General features: G+C 70.6%; 17 protein-coding genes and 1 tRNA gene. 5 read left to right on the forward strand and 13 right to left on the reverse strand.

Annotation, left to right across the window (positions count from 1 at the left end):
• Positions 1-60: 60 nt before the first annotated feature.
• From HA039_RS04890 to sucC, 4 genes are all read right to left on the reverse strand, one after another.
• Positions 61-145 (reverse strand) — tRNA-Leu (locus HA039_RS04890).
• A 246-nt stretch (positions 146-391) separates the two neighbouring features.
• Positions 392-1,939, reverse strand: coding sequence for an aldehyde dehydrogenase family protein (locus HA039_RS04895; protein WP_167024280.1), 1,548 nt, complete (start codon positions 1,937-1,939; stop codon positions 392-394).
• Positions 1,940-2,260: 321 nt separating this feature from the next.
• Complete coding sequence (gene sucD / locus HA039_RS04900; RefSeq protein ID WP_167024283.1) at positions 2,261-3,181, reverse strand: succinate--CoA ligase subunit alpha; 921 nt, start codon at positions 3,179-3,181, stop codon at positions 2,261-2,263.
• Between the two features lie 11 nt (positions 3,182-3,192).
• Positions 3,193-4,326, reverse strand: a complete 1,134-nt coding sequence (sucC, locus tag HA039_RS04905; protein WP_167024286.1) for an ADP-forming succinate--CoA ligase subunit beta — start codon at positions 4,324-4,326, stop codon at positions 3,193-3,195.
• Positions 4,327-4,474: 148 nt separating this feature from the next.
• On the opposite strand from sucC, the gene HA039_RS04910 reads away from it, so the two are divergent.
• From HA039_RS04910 to HA039_RS04930, 5 genes are all read left to right on the forward strand, one after another.
• A complete protein-coding gene (locus HA039_RS04910; protein ID WP_167024289.1) occupies positions 4,475-4,759 on the forward strand; it encodes a hypothetical protein in 285 nt (94 codons plus the stop codon).
• Positions 4,756-6,012, forward strand: coding sequence for a formyl-CoA transferase (frc, locus tag HA039_RS04915; RefSeq protein ID WP_167024292.1), 1,257 nt, complete (start codon positions 4,756-4,758; stop codon positions 6,010-6,012). The genes HA039_RS04910 and frc overlap by 4 nt, the downstream gene beginning before the upstream one ends.
• A 2-nt stretch (positions 6,013-6,014) precedes the next feature.
• Entirely contained in the window at positions 6,015-6,461 is a 447-nt protein-coding gene (locus HA039_RS34580) for a hypothetical protein (protein ID WP_167024294.1), read from the forward strand.
• Positions 6,462-6,537: 76 nt separating this feature from the next.
• Entirely contained in the window at positions 6,538-7,923 is a 1,386-nt protein-coding gene (locus tag HA039_RS04925) for an OFA family MFS transporter (RefSeq protein WP_167024297.1), read from the forward strand.
• A complete protein-coding gene (locus tag HA039_RS04930; protein ID WP_167024300.1) occupies positions 7,924-9,336 on the forward strand; it encodes an OFA family MFS transporter in 1,413 nt (470 codons plus the stop codon).
• 85 nt (positions 9,337-9,421) lie between these two features.
• Here the strand turns inward: HA039_RS04930 and HA039_RS04935 are convergent, their stop codons facing one another.
• The 9 genes from HA039_RS04935 to HA039_RS04975 form a co-directional block, all read right to left on the reverse strand.
• On the reverse strand, positions 9,422-10,477 hold the full coding sequence (locus HA039_RS04935) for a sugar phosphate isomerase/epimerase family protein (RefSeq protein ID WP_167024303.1): 1,056 nt from the start codon (positions 10,475-10,477) through the stop codon (positions 9,422-9,424).
• 82 nt (positions 10,478-10,559) lie between these two features.
• A complete protein-coding gene (locus HA039_RS04940; protein ID WP_167024306.1) occupies positions 10,560-11,978 on the reverse strand; it encodes an alkaline phosphatase family protein in 1,419 nt (472 codons plus the stop codon).
• Entirely contained in the window at positions 11,975-13,144 is a 1,170-nt protein-coding gene (eboE, locus tag HA039_RS04945) for a metabolite traffic protein EboE (protein ID WP_167024309.1), read from the reverse strand. Before eboE ends, HA039_RS04940 begins: the two co-directional genes overlap by 4 nt.
• 4 nt (positions 13,145-13,148) lie before the next feature.
• The gene (locus HA039_RS04950) at positions 13,149-13,997 is read right to left on the reverse strand and encodes a TatD family hydrolase (protein ID WP_167024312.1); all 849 of its coding nucleotides are present in this window, start codon (positions 13,995-13,997) and stop codon (positions 13,149-13,151) included.
• The gene (locus HA039_RS04955; RefSeq protein WP_167024315.1) at positions 13,997-14,608 is read right to left on the reverse strand and encodes an EboA domain-containing protein; all 612 of its coding nucleotides are present in this window, start codon (positions 14,606-14,608) and stop codon (positions 13,997-13,999) included. Before HA039_RS04955 ends, HA039_RS04950 begins: the two co-directional genes overlap by 1 nt.
• Positions 14,605-15,459, reverse strand: a complete 855-nt coding sequence (locus HA039_RS04960; RefSeq protein WP_167024318.1) for a sugar phosphate isomerase/epimerase family protein — start codon at positions 15,457-15,459, stop codon at positions 14,605-14,607. The genes HA039_RS04955 and HA039_RS04960 overlap by 4 nt, the downstream gene beginning before the upstream one ends.
• Positions 15,456-16,418, reverse strand: a complete 963-nt coding sequence (locus HA039_RS04965; protein WP_167024321.1) for an SCO3242 family prenyltransferase — start codon at positions 16,416-16,418, stop codon at positions 15,456-15,458. Before HA039_RS04965 ends, HA039_RS04960 begins: the two co-directional genes overlap by 4 nt.
• Positions 16,415-17,548: an inositol-3-phosphate synthase gene (locus HA039_RS04970; protein ID WP_167024323.1), complete on the reverse strand. Its 1,134-nt coding sequence runs from the start codon at positions 17,546-17,548 to the stop codon at positions 16,415-16,417. The genes HA039_RS04965 and HA039_RS04970 overlap by 4 nt, the downstream gene beginning before the upstream one ends.
• A 105-nt stretch (positions 17,549-17,653) precedes the next feature.
• The gene (locus HA039_RS04975) at positions 17,654-21,343 is read right to left on the reverse strand and encodes a ThuA domain-containing protein (RefSeq protein ID WP_167024325.1); all 3,690 of its coding nucleotides are present in this window, start codon (positions 21,341-21,343) and stop codon (positions 17,654-17,656) included.
• Positions 21,344-21,495 lie beyond the last annotated feature (152 nt).

Raw genomic sequence — 21,495 nt, forward strand, 5'->3', positions numbered from 1 at the left:
CATGACTCCACCGGTTATTCGTGAACGCTTCAGGACGATCTTGTGAACGTCCCCTCTGAGTGTCCGAGGGGGGACTTGAACCCCCACGCCCGATAAAGGGCACTAGCACCTCAAGCTAGCGCGTCTGCCATTCCGCCACCCGGACGAGTGGTCTGACCGCGGTTGTGCTCGCGGCGACGGGGTCAACGATACCAGGGGATCGGGGTGCTCCTCACCCGTATATCCGGTGGTCAAGGGCGCGCGGGTGCGTTGGAGCGGCACCGGGCGCTCCGCGGGGTGGCCGGGGGGCGGCCCGGTGCCGGGACCTGCCGGGCGGGCGTCTGTTTCCAGCCCGGACGGCAGGGGATCCGAGGCGGTCGGGGGCGGGGCCCCCGACCGCGGGCGGGTCAGGTCAGGGCATCAGGTGGTAGTCGGGGAAGTTGCCCGGCGAGCGTTCGCCCTCGGGGCCGTCCGTCACCGACTTGACCAGCAGTTCTCCGCCGACGAAGGCTCCTCGCCAGGAGTGGCCGAAGCCGCCGAACAGCTCCTCGCGGTCGCCCCGGGAGCGGGGCTTCCCGTGGCCGACCTTGAAGGCGCGGATCTGCGGGGAGAGCCGGGCGTACGTCGCCGGGTCGTCGGTGGAGAGGGTGGCGACGAGCGCGCCGTTCGAGGCGTTCATCGCGGCCAGCAGCTCCGCCTCCGTGTCGACCAGGACGATGGTGTCGACCGGGCCGAACGGTTCCGCGTGGTGCAGCGGGGACGAGGGGGGCGGCCCCAGCAGGGTGACGGGCGCGAGGTACGCGCTGGTGTCCTGGCCGGGGAGGAAGCGCGCCTCGTCGAGGACGCCCTGGTGCAGCGGGACGGCCCCGCGCTCGATGGCCACGGAGACCAGGTCGCCCAGCTCCTTGGCCTTGGCCGCGTTGATGAGCGGGCCGAAGTCCAGCTCGGGCAGCGGGTCGTCCGGGTGGGCGACGGCGAGCGGGTGGCCCACCTTGATGGAGCGGACTGCGGGGAGGTACGCCCCGAGGAAGTCCGCGAACTGCGAGCGCTGGACGACGAACCGGGGGTAGGCCGTGCAGCGCTGCTTCCCGTAGTCGAACAGCTTGGGGATGACGGCGCCGAGCGCGTCCCAGTCGCTGTTGTTCCAGACGCCCCAGGTGTTGAGGCCCTCCTGTTCGAGGACGTGCCGCTTGCCCAGGTCGGCGACGGCGGTCGCGATGTCGGCGCCGGTGTCCCGGCCGCCGACGAAGGAGACACAGCCGATCTCCGGCGAGCGGACGAGCGCCTCGGAGAGGTCGCGGCCGCTGCCGCTGACCAGGGTGACGGGGATGCCCTCCCGCACGGCGAGCGCGCTCGCCAGGGTCAGGCAGGCGACCCCGCCGTCGGTCGGGGCCTTGGCGATCACCGCGTTGCCGGCCAGCGCCTGCGTGAGCATGGCGTGCACGAGGACGGACATCGGGTAGTTCCAGCTCGCGATGTTGGAGACGGGGCCCGCCAGCGGGGTCCTGCCCTCCAGCATCCGGTCGACGTTGTCGACGTACCAGCGCACGCCGTCGATCGCACGGTCGACGTCGGCCTGGGCGAGGCGCCAGGGCTTGCCTATCTCCCAGACCAGGAGAAGGGCGAGCAGTTCGCGGTGTTCGGTGAGCGCGTCGAGTGTGGCGGTGACGCGCGCCTTGCGCTCCGGCAGCGGCACGTGCCGCCAGGCGCGGTGCTCGTCCAGCGAGGCCCGCACGGCCTGCTGGGCGGTGGTGGCGTCCAGCCGCGGCGGGCCCGCGATGGGGCTGCCGTCGACGGGACTGGTGGCGGGCAGGGCCCGTCCTTCGGTCTGCCAGGCCGACGCCCACAGGTTGAGCACGCGGTCGTCGCGGAAGGCCTCGGGGGCGACGGCGAGGCTGCGGCGCCACGCGTCGGACCAGGCTGTTCCGGGCTTGAGTTGGAGGTTGGACGTAGGTGCCATGGTGAGTCTCCGCTCGAGGGAGGCGGGATGTGCGTGGCTCGGCACGAATGCCGCGGGTATACGGGTACGAGCACGAGTGACGTGTACGGGTATGGGTACCGCGGGGTGGTCGGGTGACCCGACGGTGTCGGGCGGTGGTACCGGGCCGGTGGGAGGTGGTGGGCCGCCGGGCCGCCTGCGTGTGAGTGGTGCGGTGTGATGGTGCCGTGTGGCGGTGGTGCTGTGTGGCGGTGGTGCCGTGTGGGGAGCGGTGCTCCCCGAGGTGGTGCTGTTCAGTTGTACGGTGGCGCGTTCACCGCGTGATGACGCGCGCACGCTCCGTCAGTGGAGCACGGCCAGCCGGTCCAGGACCAGCCTCGCCGTCTCCGACGGGGTCGAGCCGACCCGTACCCCCACCGCTTCCAGCGCCTTCTTCTTCGCCTCCGCGGTGCCCGCGGAACCGGAGACGATCGCGCCGGCGTGGCCCATGGTCTTGCCCTCGGGCGCGGTGAAGCCGGCAATGTAGCCGATGACCGGCTTGGTCACGTGGTCGGCGATGTAGGCCGCCGCGCGCTCCTCGGCGTCTCCGCCGATCTCACCGATGAGCACGATGAGTTCGGTGTCGGGGTCGGCCTCGAACGCGGCGAGGCAGTCGATGTGCGTCGTGCCGACGACGGGGTCGCCGCCGATGCCGACGGCCGACGAGAAGCCGATCTCGCGCAGCTCGTACATCAACTGGTAGGTCAGGGTGCCGGACTTGGAGACGAGCCCGATCCGGCCCGGCTTGGCGGCGATGTCGGCGGGGATGATGCCGGCGTTGGACTGCCCGGGGCTGATCAGGCCGGGACAGTTGGGGCCGATGATCCGGGTGCCGTGCTTCTTGGCGTACGCGTGGAAGGCGACCGAGTCGTGCACGGGGATGCCCTCGGTGATGACCACGGCCAGCTCGATGCCCGCGTCCACCGCCTCGATGACGGCGGCCTTGGCGAAGGGCGGCGGGACGAACACGACGGTGACGTTCGCGCCGGTGGCCTCGATGCCCTCGCGGACGGATCCGAAGACGGGGACGGAGAAGGGGGTGGCGCCGAGGCCCTCGACGTCCTGGGGGACGTCGAAGTCGACGGTCCGGCCGGCCTTGCGCGGGTTGACGCCGCCGACGACGTCGGTGCCGGCGGCGAGCATGCGGCGGGTGTGCTTCATGCCCTCCCCGCCGGTCATGCCCTGGACGAGGACCTTGCTCTCCTTGGTCAGGAAGATCGCCATGGTGTCTCTCCTTATCCGGCGTTCGCCAGTACGGCGGCCTGTCGGGCCGCCCCGTCCATGGTGGTGACCTGCTGTACGAGCGGGTGCGCGCGGTCCTCCAGGATCTCGCGCCCCCTGGCGGCGCTGTTCCCGTCGAGCCGGACGACGAGCGGCTTGGTCAGCTGTACGGACTCCAGGGCCTGGACGATGCCCTCGGCGACGGCGTCGCACGCGGTGATGCCGCCGAAGACGTTGACGAACACGGACTTCACGTCCGGGTCGGAGAGGATGACGGACAGGCCGTCCGCCATCACCTGGGCGGACGCCCCTCCCCCGATGTCGAGGAAGTTCGCCGGCTCGGCCCCGCAGCCGGCGACCACGTCCAGGGTGGACATGACGAGGCCCGCGCCGTTGCCGATGACGCCGACCCCGCCGTCGAGCTTGACGTAGTTGAGGCCCTTGGCGGCGGCGGCCACCTCCAGGGGATCGTCGCCCGGGTCGGTCTCGGTGTCGCCCCAGCGCGCCTGCCTGAAGCGCGCGTTGTCGTCAAGAGTGATCTTGCCGTCGAGGGCGATAATCAGCCCATCTGTTGTACGTACCAATGGGTTTACTTCGACCAGAACGGCGTCCTCCCGTACCAAGACCTGGTAAAGAGCTTGGATCACCGGGGCGGTCGCGGCGGGCAGCCCGGCCGCCTCCGCGATCTCCGCGGCCTTGGCCGGCGTGACCCCTTCGGCGGGGTCGACGAGGATCCGGGCGACCGCCTCGGGGCGGGTGGCGGCGACCTCCTCGATCTCCATCCCGCCCTCCGCGGAGGCGATGGCGAGGAAGGCTCCGGCCGCCCGGTCGAGCACGAACGACACGTAGTACTCGGCCTCGATGTCGACCGGCCGGGCCAGCATGACCTTGCGAACCGTGTGGCCCTTGATGTCCATCCCGAGGATCTGGCGGGCGGTCAACTGCGCCGCCGCCGCGTCCGCCGCGAACTTCACGCCGCCCGCCTTGCCCCGGCCCCCGGTCTTCACCTGCGCCTTGACGACGACCCGGCCCCCGAGGCGCTCGGCCGCCGGGCCCGCCTCCTTCGCCAGCGAGACCACCTCGGCCTCCGGCACCGCGATCCCGTGGTCCGCGAACAACTCTCTTGCCTCGTGCTCATACAGATCCATGTCGGCTCCCATTTTTGGCGAAAGTGCTGTTCGCCCTCTGGACATGACCCACCGAATGCGAGATAACAAGCTTCATACAGTATTCGTAGACTGTATGCAATGTACCGGGAGCGCAGTGGCTCCCCCCTATGAAGGGACTGGACTGCCCGTGGCCGACACCCGCCAGGCACGCATCTCCGGTGGTCATTCGCCGATCGAGACCCTCCTGCCCACCGGCACGGAGGTCCTCGCGGGAGCCGGCGGCCGGACCGCCGCGACCGGGCCGGACGCGTCACGCGCCGCCACGGTGTCGACGGCGTTCCGGCAGTGCTACGACGGCGCGCCGGACACCACGTCTCCCGCACGGCTCTACGAATCGCCCGTGACCGGGGCAGCGTCGAGCGCCCCAGGAACCACGACCCAGACGATGGCAAGCAGAGGAGCCCCCCGATGACCCAGGCTCTTGAGACACCGCCAGGAACGAAAGCCCTGTCAGGCATCCGGGTACTGGACATGACCCACGTCCAGTCCGGCCCCTCCGCCACCCAGCTGCTCGGCTGGCTCGGCGCGGACGTGGTGAAGGTGGAGGCGCCCACCGGCGACATCACCCGCAAGCAGCTGCGCGACATCCCCGACGTCGACTCGCTGTACTTCACCATGCTCAACTGCAACAAGCGCAGCATCACCCTCAACACCAAGACCCCGCGCGGCAAGGAGATCCTCACGGAACTCATCCGCCGCTCCGACATCATGGTCGAGAACTTCGGTCCCGGCGCGATCGACCGCATGGGCTTCACCTGGGAGAAGATCCAGGAGATCAACCCGCGGATCATCTACGCCTCGATCAAGGGCTTCGGCGAAGGCCCGTACACCAACTTCAAGGCGTACGAGGTGGTCGCCCAGGCCATGGGCGGGTCCATGTCCACCACCGGGTTCGAGGACGGTCCGCCGCTGGCGACCGGCGCCCAGATCGGCGACTCGGGCACCGGCATCCACGCCGTCGCCGGCATCCTGGCCGCGCTCTACCAGCGCGAGGCCACCGGCCGCGGCCAGCGCGTCAACGTCGCGATGCAGCACGCCGTGCTCAACCTGTGCCGGGTGAAGCTCCGCGACCAGCAGCGGCTCGCGAGCGGACCGCTCGCCGAGTACCCGAACGAGGACTTCGCCGACGACGTCCCCCGCAGCGGCAACGCGAGCGGCGGCGGACAGCCCGGCTGGGCGGTCAGGACCGCGCCCGGCGGTCCCAACGACTGGGTGTACGTGATCGTGCAGCCGGTCGGCTGGAAGCCCCTCACCGCGATGATCGGGCGGCCCGAGCTGGCGGACGACCCCGAGTGGGCGACCCCCGAGGCCCGGCTGCCCAAGCTGAGCAAGATGTTCCAGCTCATCGAGGAGTGGACCTCCACCATCCCCAAGTGGGAGGTGCTGGAGAAGCTCAACGCCCACAACATCCCGTGCGGCCCGATCCTCTCCACCAAGGAGATCATCGAGGACGCCTCCCTGGCGGCCAACGACATGGTCGTCGAGGTCCCGCACCCGGAGCGCGGCTCGTTCACGACGGTCGGGAGCCCGCTGAAGCTGTCGGACTCCCCCGTCGACATGGTCACCTCGCCGCTCCTCGGCGAACACAACGACGAGGTGTACGCCGGCGAGCTGGGCCTGGACGCCGAGGAACTGCTCCTGCTGAAGACGAGCGGGGTCATCTAGCGATGGGCACGACACCACCGATCCAGGAGGCCGTACGCGCCCTCCTGGACGCCGCCCCCGCCGGGGACACCCCGGACGCCGACGACGCCTCGGACGCGGTCAGAGCCGTCGGAACCGGTGACATTCTCGTCCATAAGGCGTACAAGAGCGTCATGGATGTTCCGGGTGTGCCGGATGTGGCGATCTCCGCGATCCCCTCGAAGCCCGTCGCGGCGGCGCGCGGCCTGGGTGAGCCGCCGTGCACCGACGAGCCGGCGATCATGCCCGGCCTGGAGGACCCGCGTACCCACGCGCCGGTCCCCGGCCACGGGCGGACGATCGTCGTCTCCCCCCATACCACCGAGAAGCCGGTCGAGGCGCTCGGGGCGAAACACCAGTGGGCGCGAGCAGCGGGACTGCTCACCGGCGCCGACGACCGGGAAACGTGGGGAGGCCGATTCATGACCTGATCAGCCCGAGCGAGCAACGAAAGTTTTTGGACAGGGGGCGCTGGCCAGCTCTTTCGACGCAAGGGGAAGCAACACAATGACAACCACTCAGATCACTACAGCCGTACCCTTCAAGGAGGTGACGGATCACAACGGCCGGGTGTACCGGATCGGTGAGACCGACCGGGACATCATGGGCCGTCCACGATGGACGATGGTGCTCTTCCCGTGGTTGGGAATGATGGGCATCAGTTCGTCGGAGTACGCGTTCACCTCCGCGGAGGACACCCTCCACGAGGCGCACCTCTGGAACAGCGGGCACATCTTCTGGCTCATGGGTGTCTGGATCTTCTTCCAGGCGGCCGTGGCCTTCCCGGCGGGACAGCTCCGTGAGAGCGGCAAGCTCCCCGCCAGGTACGCGATGATGCTCGGTGCCCTCGGTACGCTGCTGGGCTACCTCTCCCTGGCCTACGCGCCGCACGTGATCGTGGCGTACATCGGCTTCGGGATGTTCAGCGGTATCGGAGCCGGACTTGTCTACGCGACCTGCGTGAACATGGTCGGCAAGTGGTACCCGGAGCGGAAGGGTGGCAAGACCGGCCTCGTCAACGGCGGTTTCGCCTACGGCTCCGTGCCGTTCGTCTTCCTCTTCACCTCGTACATGGACCTGACGAACTACAAGACGGTCCTCGTCAGTGTCGGTGTGATCTGCTGCCTGGTCGTCGCCTCCGCGGGTTGGTTCTTCAAGGACCCGCCCAAGTTCTGGTGGCCGAAGGGCGCGGACCCGCTCAAGACGTCGGAGGACCCCCGGGTCCGCCGCGCCATGGAGAAGAACCCGCCGGCCGTCAAGCAGTACACGCCGCGTGAAGCCGCACGCGTTCCTGTGCTGTGGATGATGTGGTTCTGCCTGCTCTGCACCGCCGGGATCAACATCTTCGGAATCGCGTTCCAGGTGCCCTTCGGGAAGGACATGGGGTTCGCGGGCGGGATCGTGGCCACCGCGATGTCGCTCAAGGCAATAGTCAACGGCACGGGTCGTGGTGTGATCGGCTGGATCTCCGACAAGTACGGACGCCGTAACACCCTGATCATCGTGTGTCTGGTCCTCGGCAGCGCGCAGTTCGGCGTGCTGATCTCCGGAACCATGGGCAGCATGCCCTTCTTCCTGTTCTGCTCGATGGTCTCCGGCTTCGGCGGTGGCGCGATCTTCCCGCTCTTCGCGGCGATGACGGCGGACTACTTCGGGGAGAACAACAACGCTTCCAACTACGGCATGGTCTACAGCTCCAAGCTCATCTCGGGCCTCGTCGGCTCGGGCATGGGAGCGGTGGTGGTGGCCGCCTGGGACTACGAGGGCGCCTTCATCATCGCCGGAAGCATTGGCCTGGCCTCGGCCGTACTCGCGACCTTCCTGAAGGCGCCGGGACGGTCGGACACCGCACCACTCGACAAGACACCCCCCATAGGCCGGGAGATAGCCTAAATGACAGAGGAACCACTCTCTGGTACGTCCGCGTCGGCCACCAAGGCCGACGCGGGCGGGCCGGGGTACCGCAACGTCACTGACGCCAAGGGCCGCGTGTACCGCATCGGCGAGACCGACCGCGAGATTCTCGGTCACTCGCGCAAGTTCATGGTGTACCTGCCGTGGGCCGCGATGATGGCCATCAGCGTCTTCGAGTACGCCTACGGATCTGCCGAGGACACTCTCTCGGCGGCCCATGGCTGGAGTCAGAGCAACACCTTCTGGATCCTCAGCGTCTGGACCTTCTTCCAGGCCGGGGTCTCCTTCCCGACCGGATGGATGCGGGAGAAGGGAATCCTGAAAGCGCGTCAGGCCATGTTCATCGGGTCGGTCCTCGCGCTCCTGGGCTTCCTGTCGATCTCCCACGTGAACAGCGTCTTCGGCGCCATCCTGGGATTCGGTGTGCTCGGCGGCATCGGCTCCGGATTCGTGTACTCCACCTGCATCAACATGGTGGGCAAGTGGTACCCGGAACGACGCGGTGGGAAGACGGGCTTCGTCAACGGCGGATTCGCCTACGGCGCCGTCCCGTTCATCTTCATCTTCAACTTCGCGTTCGACACGAGCAACTTCCACACGGTGCTCGACCTGATCGGGATCTACGTCCTGATCGTGGTGGCCGCCTGCGCCTGGTTCTTCAAGGACCCGCCGCAGAACTGGTGGCCTGCCGAGATCGATCCGCTGAAGATCACCGCGGGTAGCAAGACCGCTCAGAGCCTGCTCAAGAACCCGCCGGCCACCAAGCAGTACCGGCCGGTGGAAGCCCTGAAGACCGGCATGCTCCCGCTCATCTGGGTGCTGCTGGTGATCACCGCCGGAGTCTCCATCTTCGGTATCTCCTTCCAGGTGCCGTTCGCCAAGGAGGTGGGCTTCGGTCCGCTCGTCGCCGCCTCGTCGGCCGGTGTGCTGTCCGTGGTCAACGGCATCGGGCGAGGAGTGGTGGGATGGCTCTCCGACATCTGGGGCCGCAAGAACGCGCTGATCTTCGTGATCCTCGTGCTCGGGTTCTCCCAGTTCGGTGTGCTGTGGGCCGGTAACAGCAAGAACGAGTTCTTCTTCCTGCTGTTCGCCTTCATCTCCGGATTCGGCGGCGGTGCGTTCTACCCGATGTTCGCGGCACTCACGCCGGACTACTTCGGGGAGAACTACAACGCCACCAACTACGGGATCGCCTACAGCGGCAAGGTCATCAGTGGTCTCTTCGGAGGCGGCCTCGGCTCGATGGCCGTGGACCACTGGGGCTACGACGGGGCGTACATCCTCGCCGGGGTGTTGTCCCTGATAGCGGCGGGCCTGGCGCTCTTCCTGCGCAACCCCGGTTATCCGAAGGGTAAACCGGTGTTGCAGGACGCCCAGCCCGTCAGCGGGTAAGGGCGCGAGAACAACCAACGTCGGAGGGCGGTGCCGTGCGTGGCACCGCCCTCCGCGGGTTTTCCGGGGCTGTCCCCCGGTACGGTCAGCGCCTTTCGCGCAGGCCGTGCAGGTGCGCGGACGACTTGCGGGCGAACGCGATCGAGTCCACCGGCTGGTCGTGCTCGACCTGCCAGTGGTGGTCACGGCGCCCGCCGCGGGTCTTGTTCACCGCCGAGATGAACCGCTTGTAGTCGATGTCGCCGTCGCCGACGTCCACCATCCGGTACCCGTCGCGGGCCGCGATGTCCTCGATGCCGTCCTTGACGTGGAAGAGCGGGTAGCGGTCCGGCTGCTGGAGGACGTACCGCAGCGGGTCGAAGGGACGCGGCTTCCCGGTGACCGTCCTGCTGAACCGGAACTGGCCGGCGTAGGCCCAGTAGATGTCCATCTCCAGGAAGACCAGGTCGGGGTCGGTCTCGGCGAGCAGGACGTCGTAGAGCCGGACGTCGGGCTGGTCGGTGGCGAAGGAGAACTCCTCGGCGTGGTTGTGCTGGTAGAACTTCAGCCCGCGCCTCTTCGCCGCGGCCCCGTAGGTGTTGAAGTCCTCGGCGGCGCGCTTCCAGGCGTCGACGGTGGAGCCGTAGCGGAACGGCCCCGACGCCGTGCCGACGTGCGGCAGGCCCAGGGCCTGGGCGTCGTCCAGCACCTTCGTGAGGTTCTGGGCGAAGCTGTACGCGTTGGGGTTGTTGTCGTCGTAGTAGTTGACGTGGCTGCCGATGCCCTTGAGCCCGTGGTCCCTGGCCAGCTTCCTCAGTTCGGGCAGGGAGATGGCGCCGGTGCCCTGGGTGTAGCCCGCGTACTCGATCTCGTCGTAGCCGAACCGCTCCAGCTCGTCGAAGACCTTGGCGAAGCCGAGCGAGGAGACCTTGTCGCGCAGCGAGTAGAGCTGGATGCCGAGCCGGCCGGGCGGCAGGACGGGCGTGCCCTTGCCATGGCCGTGCTCATGCCCGTGGCCGTGCCCGTGGCCCTGGGCCGCCGCGGGAGTGGCGGCGGCGGCGCCCAGGACGGCGGCGGCGGTGGCGCCGGCCGCGACACCCAGCATGTTGCGTCTGCTGAGGGTACGGGCGAGGTCGGCGTCGGCTGTCTTCTTGCGGCTCATCGCGGAACTCCTTCTGATTCTCCGTGCTGTGTGATCAGTACGGTCCGGTGGTCGTGGGGCCCGGCGGTCGTGGGGTCCGGTGTCAGTCCAGTCCGGCGAGGTGGAGGAGCAGGGACTTCACCTCGGTGGCCGCCACCCGGTCGCCGAGGGAACGGGGCGTGGAACACAGGACGAGCGGGCCCTCGTCGTCGCTGTCCGGCAGCCGCCCGTGGCTGCCGCGGATGGGCGAGGGGTCCAGGGGCACCACCGCGAGCCGGTAGCGCATGCCCAGCTTCTTGCGGGCGATGGCCTTGGCCGCCTTGAGCCGTACGTACGGGTCGAGCGGGTCCATGAACAGCTCGACCGGGTCGTAGCCCGGCTTGCGGTGGATCTCGACGAGCTGCGCGAAGTCGGGCGCCCGCTCGTCGTCGAGCCAGTAGTAGTACGTGAACCACGCGTCCGGCTCGGCGATCGCGACGAGCTCGCCGGAGCGCGGGTGGTCCAGGCCGTGGTTCTTCTTGCCCTGGTCGTCCAGGATCTCGTCGATGCCGGCGAGGTCCCGGAGGGCCTCGCGGGTGGCGTCGAGGTCCTCGGGGCGGCGCACGTAGATGTGCGCGATCTGGTGGTCGGAGACGGCGAACGCCCGGGAGGTCATGGGGTCCAGGTACTCCATGCCGTCCTGGGTGTGGACCTCCAGCAGCCCGGCGCGGCGCAGCGCGCGGTTGATGTCGACCGGCCGGGAGACCTTGGTGATGCCGTACTCGGACAGGGCGACGACCGTACGGCCCTCGGTGGCCGCGTCCGCGAGCAACGGGGCCATGGCGGCATCGAGTTCGGCGGCGGCCCGGTGCGAGCGGGGGTCGTCGGGGCCGAACCGCTGGAGGTCGTAGTCCAGGTGCGGGAGGTAGCACAGGGCCAGGTCCGGCTTGCGGGTGCGGACGATGTGCCGGGTGGCGTCGATGATCCACTGGGAGGAGACCAGGTCGGCCCCGGGGCCCCAGAAGTGGAAGAGGGGGAACGTGCCCAGTTCCTCGGTGAGTTCGTCGTGGAGGGCCGGCGGCCGGGTGTAGCAGTCGGGCTCCTTGCGGCCGTCGGCGTAGTAGACGGGCCGGGGCGTGACGGTGAAGTCGGTGTCCGCGCCCATCGCGTACCACCAGCAGATGTTGGCGACGGTGTAGCCGGGGTGGGCGCGGCGGGCCGCGTCCCAGAGTTTGTCGCCGGAGACGAGGCCGTTGTGCTGGCGCCACAGGAGGACGTCGCCCAGTTCGCGGAAGTACCAGCCGTTGCCGACGATGCCGTGCTCGGTGGGGAGGGTGCCGGTGAGGAACGTGGACTGCGCGCTGCACGTGACGGCGGGCAGGACGGTGGTCAGGGGGGCCTGGGCGCCGGCCGCGGCGAGCTTCGTCAAGTGGGGCATGTGGCGCAGGAGTTGCGGGGTGAGGCCGACGACGTCCAGGACGAGGAGCGGGGTGGGGTCCGGGGCGTTGTCGGGGGTCGCTGGGGGTGTCGCGCTTTCCGTCATGGCAGCTCCTTGAGGCCGAGGTCGACCAGCAGGTCGCGGGCCAGGGTGAGTTCGGCCGCGATGCCGACGGCGAGCCGGCCGCGGGAGCGGGGGCGCAGTTCCGGCGGGAGCGCCTGCCACGTGTACGTCTCGACCTCCAGGTGGCGGGTCCGCGGCTCGGGGCCGCCGACGAGCCGGGCCAGGGTGTCCTGGAGGACGTGGAGGGTGGAGGTCAGCGGCGGGGCCGGCGGGGCGTGCAGGGGGACGTGGAAGTGGGAGCGCCAGGGGGCTCCGTCGGGCAGGACGTCTCCCCCGAGTGCCTCGGCGAGGTCGTCGGTGCCGTGCAGTCCGGTGGCGGTGCGGGTGCGGGTCTGGTGGAGGAAGCGGGGTTCGGCGAACGCGGCGAGGGCTTCGCGTACCTCGGGCAGGTGCGGGTGTTCGGCGTGCAGGGCGGCGGAGAGCTGGGCCTTGGGGATGGGGATGTGGGCCGCTTCCAGCGCGTCCAGTGCGGTGGCCGGGTCCTCGAAGGACGTGGCGAGGTGGCAGGTGTCGACGCAGATGCCGATGCGGTGGCTGGCGATGTCGGCCAGCGGGCGGATCGCGTCGGCGGTGGTCTCGACGGTGCAGCCCGGTTCGGGTTCCAGGGCGATCCTGATGGACTTGCCGGTCAGCTCCTCCAGGCCGTCGAGGCGTTCGGCGAGGGTGGTCAGCGCGGTGTGGGCGGTACGGGCCGCCGCCTCGTCGAAGGTGGTGCGCCAGGCCAGCGGGAGCGTGGAGACCGAGCCCTCGGTGACGTCGTCGGGCAGTAAGGCGGCGAGGAGCCTGGCCAGGTCGCTCGTGTGCGCGAGGCGTTCGGGGTCGGCCCAGTCGGGCTTGTACACGCGGTACTTGACCTCTTCGGCGCCGAACCCTTCGTACGGGAACCCGTTCAGGGTGACGACCTCCAGGCCGCGCCGGTCCAGCTCGGCCCGCAGGCCGCGCAGTTGGGCGGGGTCGGTGATCAGGGCGCGGGCGGCGTCCTTGGCGAGCCAGAGGCCGATGCCGAGGCGGTCGCGGCCGAGCAGTTTCCGTACGGGCTCGCAGTGGTCGCGCAGTTGGGCGAGGACACCGTCGAGGTGTTCGGCGGGGTGGACGTTGGTGCAGTAGGAGAGGTGGACGGTGGAGCCGTCGGGGTGGCGGAAGCGCATGGCCTCACTCCCCGCCGCGGAGGATGGAGTTGCCCTCGTGCAGGGCTTCCGGGGCCGGTACGTCGAGCTGGAGCCGGCCGCTGAGGCCGTAGAAGGCGACGGGGTTGCGCCACAGGACCTGGTCCACGTCGTCCTCGGTGAACCCGGCGGCGAGCATCGCGTCGGCGACCTTGCGGGTCTTCAGCGGGTCGCTCTTCCCCCAGTCGGCGGCGGAGTTGACGAGGACCTTCTCGGTGCCGTGGTCCTTGAGGACGGCGACCATGCGGTCCTCGTCCATCTTGGTGTCGGGGTAGATGGAGAAGCCGAGCCAACTGCCGCTCTCCGCTGCCTCCTTGACCGTCGTCTCGTTGAGGTGGTCGAGCAGGACGCGGTCCGGGGCGAGCGCGGACTCACGGACGGCGTCGACGGTGCGGCGCAGGCCGGCGAGCTTGTCGCGGTGGGGGGTGTGGACGAGCGCGGGCAGGCCGTGGTCGGCGGCGAGCTGCAACTGCGCGGCCAGGGCGTGGTCCTCGGCCGGGGTCATCGAGTCGTAGCCGATCTCGCCGACGGCGACGACGCCGTCCTTGACGAGGTAGCGCGGCAGTTGGTCCAGGACCGGGGTGCAGCGCGGGTCGTTGGCCTCTTTGGGGTTGAGGGCCAGGGTGCAGTGGTGGGCGATGCCGTACTGGGCGGCGCGGAAGGGCTCCCAGCCGAGGAGGGCGTCGAAGTAGTCGTAGAAGCTGGTGGGTGAGGTACGGGGCTGGCCGAGCCAGAAGGAGGGCTCGACGAGGGCGCGTACCCCGGAGGCGTACATCGCCTGGTAGTCGTCCGTCGTGCGGGAGGTCATGTGGATGTGGGGGTCGAAGATGCGCATCAGGACTCCTCGCCGGTCAGGTGCAGCGCGTGGGGCAGGTCGGCGGGCACGGAGCGGCCGGCGGCGGTGCGTTCGGCCGCGAAGTCGGCGAGCATCCGGGCGAGTTCGGCGTCCCCGGGGGCTCGCCGGGCGAGGCCGTCGACCGCGGTGAGGGGGACGCCGGTGAAGAGGCACTTGAGGATGGCGTGCCGCCAGGCGTGGGGGTCGAGGTGCGCGGTGGCGTACGGTCCGACGGCGGCGGCGACGAGCCGGGTGTCGTTGGTCCGCAGGGCGTCCTCGACGAGGGGAAGGGCGTCCGGCCCGTCGACGCGCTCGGGCAGGGCGAGCAGGACGGCCCGGCGTTCGGCGGCGCTGCCCTGGTGGTAGAGGCGGGTGAGGGTGGCGAGGTCGGCGCGGGCGGTGTGCAGGAGCAGGACGCGTACGGAGTCGGCGTGGTCCTGGCCGCAGTGGCGCCCGGCGGCGGCGAAGCTCAGCTCCCACGGGGCGAAGGCAACGTTGTCGCCGTCATCGGGGCGGGCGGCGGCCTGTTCCGCGAGGGCCAGCGACGCGTCGAGCCACGGGCGGGCGGCCGCGTCGAGCCGGGGGGCGAGCTGGTCGCGGAGCTGGGTCATGCCGGTACCCCGTTCTTCAGGACCGCGCGGAGGAACTCGATGGAGGTGCGGGCCAGTTCGGGCCCGGCGTGGGAGTGGCGGGGCAGCTCGACCACGGTGAGGCCCTGGTAGCCGGTGGCGTCGAGGGCGTCGAGCACGGGCGGGAAGTCGATCTCGCCGTCGCCGAAGGGGAGGTGTTCGTGCACCCCGCGCCGCATGTCCTCGATCTGGACGTGGCGGAGCCAGGGCGCGGCGGCGCGGACGCAGTCGGCGGGCGGGTCGCTCTCCAGGCACTGGCAGTGGCCGATGTCCAGGGTCAGGCCGAGCGGCCCGGGGTCGCCGAGGCGGTGTCTGAGCCGGTGGAACCCGGCGAGGTCGGCGACGAGGTGGCCGGGCTCGGGCTCCAGGGCGAGCGGGATCCCGGCCGCGTCGGCGGCGGCCACGACGGGGGTGAGGGACTCTTCGAGGCGGTCCCAGGCGATGTCGGTGGCGGTGCCCTCGGGGACGACGCCGGTGAAGCAGTGGGCGGCGTGCGCGCCGAGGTCGGCGGCGACCTGGACGGCGGTGACGAGCAGGGCGGTACGGGCCCGGCGGCCGTCGGGGTCCGGGTCGAGGAGGGTCGGCCCGTGCTTGCGCCGCGCGTCGAGGACGTACCGCGCCCCCGTCTCGACGGTGACACCGAGCCCCAGCTCGGCCAGGCGTCCGGCGACGCGCCGGGTGCGGGCGGCGAGGTCGGGGGCGAGGGGGTCGAGGTGCATGTGGTCGAGGGTCAGGCCGACGCCGTCGTACCCGAGGTCGGCGAGGAGCCCGAGGCCGTCGTCGAGCCGGAGGTCGGTGAGCCCGTTGGTGCCGTATCCGAGGCGGATGCTCATGTGGGGCTCACTTTCCGGGCGAGTGCGCGGGCGATCGGGACGAGCGCCATGACGCCGAGGCCCACCCCGACGGCCCCGCCGCGCGCGGCGAGGGCGCCCTGCAACGGGATCATGGCCCGGATCCCCCCGCCGACGGCCCGCTGGGTGAGGGGCGGGGAGGGGTTGAGCGCGGCGTGGAGGAGGGGGTGGGCGGCGGTGGCGGCGTAGGCGGTGGCGAGGGCGGCGGTGACGATGCGGGGGGTGTTCTCCGCGTCGGTGAACGACTGCGGGCCGTCGCGGCGACCCGGCCTCCGGCCGGAGGTGTCCTCAATCGCCGGACGGGCTTGAGTGGCCCGCCCCGTGCGCCTCGCGGCGACCGCCGCCAGCCCCAGCGTCGCCGCCAGCGCGGCCAGTGGCGCGGCCGCCGATCCGCCCTCTGCCTCGCGTCGCGACACCGTCGTGACCGCGGCGGTGTGGGTGCCGAGGATCGCGGCCGAGGGGAGGGCGGCGCGCAGCGAGGGCCCCGGCGTGCCCGGCGCCGTGGCGACCGCCCCGAGGACCAGGTCGAGGGCGCGCGCCGCGCCCATCGCCACCGGTCCCGCGACGGTGTGCTTCAGCTTCAGGTCGTACGCCCAGACCGTCGCCGCCAGCGCCGAGGACACCACCAGCGCCGGCCGCCCCGCGCGGGACGCCAGGGCCAGGCCCGCCGCCGTCAGGGCGCCCGCCGCGGCGAGGGCCGCCCGGGGGGAGATCCGGCCCGAGGGGATCGGGCGGTGCGGGCGGTCCCGCGCGTCCTCCTCGCGGTCCGCCCAGTCGTTGAGCGCCATGCCCGCCTCGTACAGGCAGAGCGAGGCGCCCACCGCCAGCGCGGTCCCGCGCCGCGGCCGTACGCCGAGGGCGGCCGCGCCCGCGAGGGCGTCGCCCGGAACCGTGAACAGGGCGGACACGCGCAGCAGTTCGGCCCAGGCGCGGAGCCTCACGCGGTCTCCTTCAGCCGGTCGGCGAAGGAGAGCAGCTCGGTGAACTGCTCGGCCAGGGCGGCGGGCCCGCCGTCCGGGTCCTTGAAGTAGAAGCCGAGTTCCGGGAGGGGCCCGGTGAGTCCGGTCTCGTGGGCGCGGGCCACCAGCCGGGCCAGGTCGAGGACCAGGGGCGCGGCGAGCGCCGAGTCGCAGCCCTGCCAGATGGTCTGGAGGATCATGCGGGAGCCGAGGAAGCCGTCGAACGCGATGTGGTCCCAGGCGGTCTTCCAATCGCCGAGCGCCGGCACGTCGTCGATGTGGACCTCGCCCTCGGGGGCCGCGCCCAGGGTGTCGGCGAGGACGCGTTCCTTGCCGGCGTTCTTGGCCGCCGCGGCGGCCGGATCGGCCAGCGCCGCCCCGTCCCCGCCGCCCAGGAGGTTCGTACCGGACCAGGCCCGTACGGTCAGGGCGCGCTGGACGAACATGGGGGCGAGTACGGAACGGAGCAGCGTCTGGCCGGTCTTGCCGTCGCGGCCGGCGTGGGGAAGTCCGGCGACCGCGGCGGCGGCGGTGAGGGCGGGCGTGCGCAGTCCGGTGGACGGGGTGAAGTTCACGTAGCCGCAGCCGGCCCGGACCGCGGCCGCCGCGTACAGCGAACTGACGGGCAGGCGGGGGTCGTCGGGGTCGGGGGCGGCCTCGGTGGAGGACACGTTGACGACCACCGTCCTGGCCACGCCGGTGCGTTGGGCGAAGGCGGTGATGTCCGCGGCGAACGCGGAGATGATCTCGTCGTCGGCGCGGGTGTCGCCGGGGTGCGGCCCGCCCGGGCGTATCTCCGCGTCGGCGGCGGCGAGTTCGGCGTGGAGGGCGGAGGGCAGCCCGTGCGGGAGCACGCCCGCCGCCGTGAGCGCCTCGGCGCGTTTGGGCAGCGGGCAGCTGGCGGTGTCGTGGCCGCCGAAGACGAGGGAGGAGAGCGGGGGCAGGCCCGTCCCCGCGAAGGGCGGGGTCTCGGTGACCATGCCCGTCGCGGGGTGCAGTCCGGCGGTGACCGCCGCGCATCCCGCGACGGCGGTCGTGGCGACGGAGCCTCGCGCTCCGACGAACCAGACTCCGGTGCGCTGTGCGGTCGATGCTGTTCGGTTCGTCGTCACGGGATGCCTCCTGCCGGTGGTGTGGTGGTGGACGGCGGGCGGGGGGTACGGCGCCTCCCCGCCCGCCGCCGGTCGGCGGTCCAGCCGTGCGGAACGGTCGGGCCCCTACGGGGTCGGCAGTTCCTTGAGCTGGATGTTGCGGAAGGACGCCTGGTCGTCGGCCCCGTGGTTCTGGAGACCGATGTAGCCGTCCTTCAGGCTGCGTGCCGGATCTGTGTTGGTGAAGTCGTTGATCTTCACGCCGTTCAGGAAGATCTGGAGACGTTCACCCTGCACGCGGATCTCGTAGTTGTTCCACTGCCCGGGCGGGCGCAGAACCTGGTCCCTGGCCTTGATGTTGGCCGACTTGAAGGTGTAGACGGAGCCGGTGGTGCGGTCCGGGGCGTCGGTGGCGTCGATCTGCACCTCGTACCCGTTGTTCACCGCCGACCAGGGGTCGTCGGAGGCCGGGAAGCCCACGAACACACCGGAGTTGTCGTCCCCGTCGAGCTTCCAGTCGAGCTTGAGCGAGTAGGACTTGAGCTCCTTGGCCTGGTACGTCAGGAGGCCCATGCCGCCCTCGGAGCGCAGCTCGCCGTTGACGACGTTGAACTTGCCGGGGCCGCCCTGCTTCCAGCCGGCGAGGGTCTTGCCGTTGAAGATGTCCCGGTAGCCCGTGTCCGGCTTGCAGTTGGCCTTGACCTGCCCGGCGGCGTAGCGCAGTCCGCCCAGCAGGTGCTGGCGGAACGGCTCGTCCGCGTAGGACTCCTTGGTGTGGCCGCCGCCGGTGTAGAACGCCCGGCCGCCCTCGTACGTCTGGCACCAGGCGATCGGGTGGTCGCCCTTCATGGTGCCGCCCTGGTAGGTGGTCTCGTCCAGGGTGGCGAGGACCTTGGCCTGGTCCCGCGGGTTGGTGCGGTAGTTGTACCACTCGTCGGTGCGCTGCCACTCGTCACCGAGGTGGGCGGTCGCCGGGTGGTCGTGGTCCTCGACGCGGACCGTGGCGGACTGGATCTGGGGGTGGCCCGAGAAGTAGGCGCCCACCAGGCCTCCGTAGAAGGACCAGTCGTACTCGGTGTCGGCCGCGGCGTGGACGCCCATGTACCCGCCGCCGGTGGCGACGTAGTTCTCGAACGCCTTCTGCTGGTCGGCGTTGAGGACGTCACCGGTGGTGGAGAGGAAGACGACCGCGTCGTACCGGGCCAGGTTGTTGGTGGTGAACTGCCCCGGTGTCTCGGTGGAGTCGACCGTGATGCCGGTGGTCTTCCCGAGCTCCTTGAGCGCGGCGATGCCCTCCGGGATGGAGTCGTGGCGGAAGCCCGCGGTCCGGGAGAAGACGAGGACGCGCTTCTCGGTCTTGCCGGGCACGGCGGTGCTGATCTGGAAGTCGTCCAGGTCGAAGAGCGCGCCCTGGCCGGTGGCGCCCTTGAAGACGAGGAACAGTTCGGTGGTCTTGGCGGGGACGGACCTCAGGGGTACGTCGATGTCCTGGAAGACGTCCCAGCTGCCGGTGACCGGGATGGGCGCGGAGCCCAGCAGGTTGCCGGTGGCGGAACCGGTGCGTACTTCGAGGTATCCGCCGGCGCCGCCGGAGGAGACCCGGGCCGTGAGGGTCTTGGACCCGGCCAGGTGGTACGGCTTGAAGGAGATCCAGTCGTCGTTGTCGACGTCGCCGACGGTCTTGCCGCCGTTGGCGCTGGCCTTGTCGTACGTCTTGATGCCGGACGAGCCGTTGAAGTGCTCGGCCTGCCGGTGACGCGGCTGGAGCTGCGCCTGGTCGTGGCTGGTCAGGGCCTCCTGGCCGCCGGCCCCGCCGTCGGTGTACTCGGCGTCGATGACACCGAAGATGTTGGCGTTGGGGTCGTGCTCGGCGTCGGCGGGCGCGGTGATGGTGCCTTCGCAGCCGTTGGCCGAGGTGATCGGGTGGCCGTGGTTGTCGTGGCCGAGGATGTAGCGGACGGTGACCTTGGAGCAGTCGATCGGGCCGTCCTCGGGGTCGGTGACGGTGACCTTGAAGGGCAGCTTGTCACCGAAGTTGAACAGCGTTCCCTCGGCGGGCAGTTCGAGCGTCACCTTGGGCGCGGTGTTGCCGACGACGACGCGTACGGACGCGCTGCCGTGGCGGCCCGTGCCGTCGGAGACGGTGAGGGTCGCGGTGTAGGTGCCGTTCTTCTTGTACGTGTAGGCGGGGTTGGCGTCGGTCGAGGTGCCGCCGTCGCCGAAGTCCCAGGCGTACGTGAGCGGATCGCCGTCCGGGTCCTGGGTGCCCGCGGAGGAGAAGGTCGCCTTCAGCGGGGCCTTGCCGGAGGTCTTGTTCGCGGTGGCCACGGCGACGGGTGAGCGGCCGCCGGTGATGTTCTCGATGCGGTAGACGGCGGAGTGCTCGTCGCCGCCGAACCAGGACAGGCCGTAGTCGAGGACGTAGAGGGCGCCGTCGGGGCCGAACTCCATGTCCATGACCTGGGTGCCGGTCCAGGGGAACGGGTTGATCGAGCCGATCGTGCCGTTCTCGTCCTGCTCGATCCGCTTGATCCACTGGCGGCCGAACTCACCGGCGAAGAAGTCGCCGTCGTAGGACTCGGGGAACTTGACCGGGGAGTCGAGGTCGGCGTCGTACCGGTAGACCGGACCGCCCATCGGGGACTCGGAGCCGGAGCCCAGCTCGGGGACGCTGTTCCCGTCGTAGGGCAGCCAGGCCGCCTCGGCGGGCGGCAGGTCGGTGAGCCCGGTGTTGTGCGGCGAGTTGTTCTTCGGCGCGGAGCAGTCGAAGGCGGCGCCGGAGACCTTCGTCGCGAAGTCGTAGTCGATGAAGGCGTCGTTGTCGCCGGTGCAGTACGGCCAGCCGAAGTTGCCGGCCTTGGTCACCCGGGCGAACTCGACCTGTCCGGACGGGCCGCGGGTCGGGGAGGCGGCGCCCGCGTCGGGGCCGTAGTCACCGACGTAGACGATGCCGGTCTTCTGGTCGACGTTGATGCGGAACGGGTTGCGGAACCCCATCGCGTAGATCTCGGGCCGCGCCTTCTCCGTACCCGGCGCGAAGAGGTTGCCCTCCGGGATCGTGTACGAGCCGTCCGCGGCGACCTTGATACGGAGCACCTTGCCGCGCAGGTCGTTGGTGTTGCCCGAGCTGCGCTGGGCGTCGAACGCCGGGTTGCGGTCGGCCCGTTCGTCGATCGGGGTGTAGCCGTCGGAGGCGAACGGGTTGGTGTCGTCGCCGGTCGACAGGTAGAGGTTCCCGTCGGCGTCGAAGGCGATGTCACCGCCGACGTGGCAGCAGGTGCCGCGGGAGGTGGCGACGTCGAGGACCTTCTTCTCGCTCGCCTTGTCGAGGGTGCCGTCCGCGTTCAGGGTGAAGCGGGAGAGGCGGTTGTACCCGTCGAAGGGGGCGAAGTCGGCGGCGGTGCCGTTCTCGGGGGCGTCGCCGGCCGGGGTGTTGAGCTTGGGCGCGTAGAACAGGTAGATGGCCCGGTTCTCGGCGAAGTCCGGGTCCACGCCGACGCCTTGGAGGCCTTCCTCGTCGTGGCTGTAGACCTCCAGCGAACCGGAGACCGTGGTGTTGCCGTCGGCGTCGGTGATGCGCAGCGTGCCGTCACGCGAGGTGTGGAGCACCCGCCGGTCCGGCAGGACGGCGAGCGACATCGGCTCGCCGACTTCCGCGGCGCCCTTGGCGAGGGTCACCTGCTGGAAGCTTTCCGCGGCGGCCGGCGGCTCCGGCTCGTGCGCGGTGGCCGGTACGGCCCCGAGGCTCGACCCGGCGAGCAGGGCGCCGGTCAGCAGGGCGAGGAGAGATCTGGCTCTGGGGCGTTTTCTGTGCACGAAAGTCCTCCACGAGTGGGCTGTTCGTACGTGCTGGTCGAAGCGACGCGGAGGTCCGCGTCCGCTTCGCGGGGGCGGTGCTCGTCCCGCACCGGTCCCCCGGACAGCGGCCTCTTCCTCGATGTGCGCCGTCACACCGGAAGCTCGCTGTC

It is taken from the genome of Streptomyces liangshanensis, from assembly GCF_011694815.1.
Lineage (GTDB): Bacteria > Actinomycetota > Actinomycetes > Streptomycetales > Streptomycetaceae > Streptomyces > Streptomyces liangshanensis.

Bases quoted from the DNA above. Each gene is read 5' to 3' on its own strand.
- HA039_RS04935 (WP_167024303.1), bottom strand. From the start codon at position 10,477: ATGAGCCGCAAGAAGACAGCCGACGCCGACCTCGCCCGTACCCTCAGC.
- HA039_RS34580 (WP_167024294.1), top strand. From the start codon at position 6,015: ATGGGCACGACACCACCGATCCAGGAGGCCGTACGCGCCCTCCTGGAC.
- HA039_RS04930 (WP_167024300.1), top strand. From the start codon at position 7,924: ATGACAGAGGAACCACTCTCTGGTACGTCCGCGTCGGCCACCAAGGCC.
- HA039_RS04940 (WP_167024306.1), bottom strand. From the start codon at position 11,978: ATGACGGAAAGCGCGACACCCCCAGCGACCCCCGACAACGCCCCGGAC.
- HA039_RS04950 (WP_167024312.1), bottom strand. From the start codon at position 13,997: ATGCGCATCTTCGACCCCCACATCCACATGACCTCCCGCACGACGGAC.
- HA039_RS04960 (WP_167024318.1), bottom strand. From the start codon at position 15,459: ATGAGCATCCGCCTCGGATACGGCACCAACGGGCTCACCGACCTCCGG.
- eboE (WP_167024309.1), bottom strand. From the start codon at position 13,144: ATGCGCTTCCGCCACCCCGACGGCTCCACCGTCCACCTCTCCTACTGC.
- sucC (WP_167024286.1), bottom strand. From the start codon at position 4,326: ATGGATCTGTATGAGCACGAGGCAAGAGAGTTGTTCGCGGACCACGGG.
- HA039_RS04955 (WP_167024315.1), bottom strand. From the start codon at position 14,608: ATGACCCAGCTCCGCGACCAGCTCGCCCCCCGGCTCGACGCGGCCGCC.
- HA039_RS04925 (WP_167024297.1), top strand. From the start codon at position 6,538: ATGACAACCACTCAGATCACTACAGCCGTACCCTTCAAGGAGGTGACG.
- frc (WP_167024292.1), top strand. From the start codon at position 4,756: ATGACCCAGGCTCTTGAGACACCGCCAGGAACGAAAGCCCTGTCAGGC.
- sucD (WP_167024283.1), bottom strand. From the start codon at position 3,181: ATGGCGATCTTCCTGACCAAGGAGAGCAAGGTCCTCGTCCAGGGCATG.
- HA039_RS04895 (WP_167024280.1), bottom strand. From the start codon at position 1,939: ATGGCACCTACGTCCAACCTCCAACTCAAGCCCGGAACAGCCTGGTCC.